At 66.6% G+C, this 2,599-nt stretch carries 3 protein-coding genes; all 3 read right to left on the bottom strand.

Annotated elements, in window-relative coordinates; all coding sequences use genetic code 11:
- A partial coding sequence (locus ACDP63_RS24500; RefSeq protein WP_409928820.1) for an ABC transporter permease occupies positions 1 to 497 on the bottom strand: 497 nt, incomplete at its 3' end.
- Positions 494 to 1,639, bottom strand: coding sequence for an efflux RND transporter periplasmic adaptor subunit (locus ACDP63_RS24495; protein ID WP_028717473.1), 1,146 nt, complete (start codon positions 1,637 to 1,639; stop codon positions 494 to 496). The genes ACDP63_RS24495 and ACDP63_RS24500, both read right to left, overlap by 4 nt.
- 3 nt (positions 1,640 to 1,642) lie before the next feature.
- On the bottom strand, positions 1,643 to 2,239 hold the full coding sequence (locus tag ACDP63_RS24490; protein ID WP_028710801.1) for a TetR/AcrR family transcriptional regulator: 597 nt from the start codon (positions 2,237 to 2,239) through the stop codon (positions 1,643 to 1,645).
- Between the last annotated feature and the right edge of the window lie 360 nt (positions 2,240 to 2,599).

Below are 2,599 nucleotides of genomic sequence, written 5' to 3'. Positions count from 1 at the left end.
GCCCCTTCGACCAGCCCGACCACGGTAAAGCGGTCGCGCCCGAGCCGGATCGTCTCGCCGGGCAGCAGGCCGGTCTTGCGGTCGGCCACCAGTTCGAAATGGCTGGCGCCGATGCCGCGCCCCTCGGCGATCGCCTGCGGCCCACCCGGGCGGCCCGGCGCGTAGCCGACGACATAGAGTCGTAGTGCGCGCCCGGCATAAGGCGTTTCGACGTTCTGGTAGTTGACCGCGCCGGCCTCGGCCACGCCGGGCATCCGTGCCACTGCATCGCGCGTGCCGACCGGAATGCTGGAGGCTTCCGCGAACGGTCCCTTGGTACCAGCCTCCACCACCCAGATATCTGCGACCGGTGCCTTTACCACCGCCAGCGCGTCCGAGACGAGGCCGTTATAGATACCGATCATCGCCAGCACGACCGTCATCAGCAGCCCCAGCCCGAAACAGGTTAGCACGAACCGGAACAGGCCATGGCGGATGTCTTTGAGCGCGAGGTTCATGGCGCCTCGCTGAGGCGGGCGCGCCGGCCCTCTGCGGCGCCCCTGGGCGGGCTGGCGACGATGGCGGCTCCTTCGGGCAGGCCACCCGTGACCTCGACGCGGCCGCGATCATCGCGGGCGCCGAAGGTCAGCCCCACCCGCGCGAGGCGGCCGTCTTGCACCATCCAGACCGTGCCGCGATGGCCGTCGAAGCCGGTGATGCCGACCTCGGGAACCATCAGCGCGCTCGCGCGTGTGCCAGTCAGGATGCGCACTTCGGCCTGTTCGCCAAGAAACATCTCGGCGGGGCAGTCGGCGCAGGTCAGCCAGACGCGGCGCTCCTCGTTCACCCGGTCGCTTTCGAGGCCGATGCGGGCGATGGTGCCGTGGAACTCGGCCGAAGGCTGCGAGCGCAGCCGGATCGTGCCCGGCTGGCCTATGGCAAGTTGGCCAGCGCGTTCTTCGTCGATATAGGCCTGGATCCAGATGGTGGCGGGGTCGATCAGGGTAAGGATCGGATCGCCGGCCTTCACCACCGCGCCAGCCTCGGCATGGCGCGCGACGACCAGCGCGTCATAGGGCGTGACCAGCCGGTGGTGGGCGAGAAGGGCTTCCTCCTGCCGCAGCGCCGCCGCCGCATCGAGGCCCTGTGCCCGGATCACCGCCACCTCCGCCTCGGCCACCGCCAGATCGGCGCGGGCCACGTCCTCGTCGCGCTGCGCTTCCTCGGCGCGCTGGGCCGAGGCGACGTCACGCTGCACCAACCCTTGCTGGCGGCGGTTCACTGCCTCACGCTCGGCCAGAACGGCATGAGCGCGCACAACTGCTGCCGTGGCCTTGGCAAGATTGGCCTCGTTGGCTGTCACCGCTGCGCCTGCGCGGGCAACGCGCGCCTCCTGTTCGGCAGAGTGAAGGATGGCCAGTTCCTGCCCCTTCGCCACGCTGTCCCCGGCATCGGCGGCCAGCGAGGTCAGGGCGGCGCCCACCTCGAAGCCGACGCGGCTGAGGATCCGCGCCTCGACAGTGCCCAGCCCGTAGATGCGAAGGGCTACATCATGTTCGGGCTGAACGGCCGCCACCGTCAGCGGGCGTTCGGTGAAGAACAGAAAGCCGGCAGCGACGGCCGCCGCCAGAAGAACACCCGACAGCCAGAAGCGCCGCATCGTCTATTCTCCTTCAGCAGCCAAAAGCCCGCACTGCGCGTCGAACAGGCGCAGCCCCTCGGCACGCAAGTCGAAATCGCGGTCGCCGAGCGACCAGCGGATCGCCACGCCCTGCACCAGCGAGGTCAACAGCACTGCCGCATCCTCTGCGGCAATGTCGCCACGTAACACGCCGGCTTTCTGACCGGCTCTGACCTCGGTCGCCAGAAGGCCGTGGAAGGTCGTGAGCCTGCCGTGAAAGGTGGCGCGCAGCTCGGCGTTGGTGACGTTCAACTCACGCGAGAACAGCAGCATCGGCAGCGCGGGGGTCGCGTGGATCTGCGTGAACTGCGCGGAAATCAGCGCACGCAACCTGACAATCGGCGTGTCTCCGAGGCGCAATGCATCGTCCCAGGCCGTCGCCAGCCCCTCGGCCACATGCTCGGCCACCGCTTGCCACAGCGCGACCTTGGTCGGGAAGTGCCGGAACAGCGCAGCCTGCGTGACGCCGATCTGCGACGCGACCGCTCCTGTCGTCACCCGGTCCGGCCCGATCCTGTCGGCGAGGTCGAGCACGGTGGCCACGATCTCGGCCTTGCGAAGCTCCGCTGACTTGCGCACAGGGCACCTCTTTAGTTAGTGAGTAGTCACAAACATGTTTAGGCAGACTCATGCGATACGTCAATCACCAGCATCATCTTCTGCATGCATTGATTGCCACGACACCGCGAACCAAGTGGGCAACAATGAGACCACATGCCTCTGCCCTCGACGTGGCGAGTACGGGAGACAGCGTGTAAGTTTGCCTAACGGAGCTAAGCTGCGGCTCTGAAAAGAACAAAACAATCTGGTTCAAGTTGTTTTATTAGGACGATTAGTGAGGTGGTGCCGGTTTCTGAGACAGGGGCATAAGGTGGATCGACCGATGAAAAGGACGATCCAGCATGAAGACACGCAGACGGTTTACGGCCGAGTTCAAGG

It is taken from the genome of Paracoccus sp. P2, assembly GCF_046335115.1.
GTDB classification, from domain to species: Bacteria; Pseudomonadota; Alphaproteobacteria; order Rhodobacterales; family Rhodobacteraceae; genus Paracoccus; species Paracoccus pantotrophus.
This window is presented reverse-complemented; position numbering and strand designations above follow the sequence as displayed.

Bases quoted from the DNA above. Each gene is read 5' to 3' on its own strand.
- ACDP63_RS24495 (WP_028717473.1), bottom strand. From the start codon at position 1,639: ATGCGGCGCTTCTGGCTGTCGGGTGTTCTTCTGGCGGCGGCCGTCGCT.